The following is a 1734-nucleotide window of genomic DNA, read 5'->3' on the forward strand; positions in this document are numbered from 1 at the left end:
GGCATAGCATCTGAATGTTGGTTTCAAATGCAACTTAAAAAGTGTAAACGATGTTTCTATAACTTTGTAAAGGATGTTTGTATATCGTACCAAATAGTGCACAACGGCTCGGCTATGGGCAGTACGGGGGATTTTCAAGCAAACACCTTTCCGTCTCGCAAATAGCAAAGCCCTGTTTTCGTTTTTAAAATTAACCATAAAAACTAACAATAGGGCTTTGTGGGGCTTGATTTACACGACTACCTTCCAGCAAGCACTAAAGCCCCGTATTGCCTATAGCCATTGTTATCTTCTGTAGCGACACGCAAGAGTAAGCACGTTTCGATTCCGTTCCCGTTTTATTCCGTCCGAGTAAAGTCCCGCGTAACAGTTGCGTTTGAGTGAAGTCCATCTACGAAAACTAGCTAATTCAGTTCGGGTAAAAGTACTTTGACTGCTTAATTGAAATTTTTTAGCAATAAAGTGTCATATTTAAAGGATTTGGGTAACTAAAATAGTAGAGAGAAGTTTTGACAATGAAAAAAGAACTGGAAACCATATTTCTAAAAGCTCTAGACCAGAATCAGGAGAAGCTATTCAGAATCTGCTCGATTTATTCTAAAGACGATGAAGACGCCAAAGACCTTTTTCAAGAGGTTCTGGTTCATATTTGGAGGTCGATGAGCACATTTAAAGCCAATTCAAATATTGGGACTTGGATGTTCAGAATTGCCTTAAATGTTTGCCTTCGTTTTAAATATAAACATACCAAAAATCAAAAACGTTTCATAAGATTAGATAGTGTCAAACTTACCAATATAGGTTCAGTCGAAAACAGCGAGGTAGAAAATGAAAAACTTAATAGTTTAAGAAAATGTTTGAAAGAATTGAACGAAGCGGATAAAGCGATTGTTGCGCTTTACTTGGAGTGTGTGGCTTACAAGGAAATTTCAATTATTCTCGGATTATCTGAAAATCACGTAGCTGTAAAAATCAAGCGAATCAAGTCGAAATTGTTGAATTGTATAAATAAAATATTATGATAGAAGATGAACTAATTAAAATTTGGCAATCCTCTAGTAATCAAGAACGTGTAAAGTTTGAAAAATCTAAATTGATGATAGAATTACAATCAAGTTTAGGACGTTTACACCGTTGGTGGAAGTATATGGAGCTTTTCGAGGTGGCATTGGCAATATTTGGGGTTTTAGTTGGTGTTTTTGTAATATTCAAGGTTCCTTTTGTTGTTTTAAAAATAGCTATAGCATTAATAGTAATTTTAGCTATTTATTTGATAATTAAGTATAAAGGCGTTCGTAGATTTAAGCCAAGCGATTTGGAAGAAAATTATCTTGATTATCTGAAAAAGAACAGGCAATATCTTGAAGTTCAAAAGAAGTTTCTTAAAACCTATTTATATTGGGGAATTTTACCGGTTTATCCCATAATGATATTGGCTAATATTGCTGTTTGGGAAAAGGTGCCAATACATTTTATTGTCTTTAACAATGTAGCTGCAATCCTAGTAGGGATTTATGGATATTTTTTAAATAAAAAAAGAGTGAAAAATGAAATTGATCCGCGAATAGTTCGGGTTGACGAATTGATTCGAAAGCTAAAGGAATAGCTGTTTGAATAATTTTTTTCGAGCTATAGAAGATAACGCCCGAGCTATGAGTAGTGCGGGAGCAAACTTGCGCTTAACTTCCGTCATTTACCTAGCAAAAGCTTTTAGTTTTGGTTTATCTTTTATTA

General features: G+C 34.5%; 2 protein-coding genes. Both read left to right on the plus strand.

Annotated elements, in window-relative coordinates; all coding sequences use genetic code 11:
* Nucleotides 1-515: 515 nt before the first annotated feature.
* Nucleotides 516-1022, plus strand: a complete 507-nt coding sequence (locus BLS33_RS24540) for an RNA polymerase sigma factor (RefSeq protein ID WP_089895984.1) — start codon at nucleotides 516-518, stop codon at nucleotides 1020-1022.
* The gene (locus tag BLS33_RS24545; RefSeq protein WP_089895987.1) at nucleotides 1019-1606 is read left to right on the plus strand and encodes a hypothetical protein; all 588 of its coding nucleotides are present in this window, start codon (nucleotides 1019-1021) and stop codon (nucleotides 1604-1606) included. The genes BLS33_RS24540 and BLS33_RS24545 overlap by 4 nt, the downstream gene beginning before the upstream one ends.
* Nucleotides 1607-1734: the final 128 nt, after the last annotated feature.

This window comes from Kriegella aquimaris (genome assembly GCF_900103215.1).
Taxonomy (GTDB): Bacteria; Bacteroidota; Bacteroidia; order Flavobacteriales; family Flavobacteriaceae; genus Kriegella; species Kriegella aquimaris.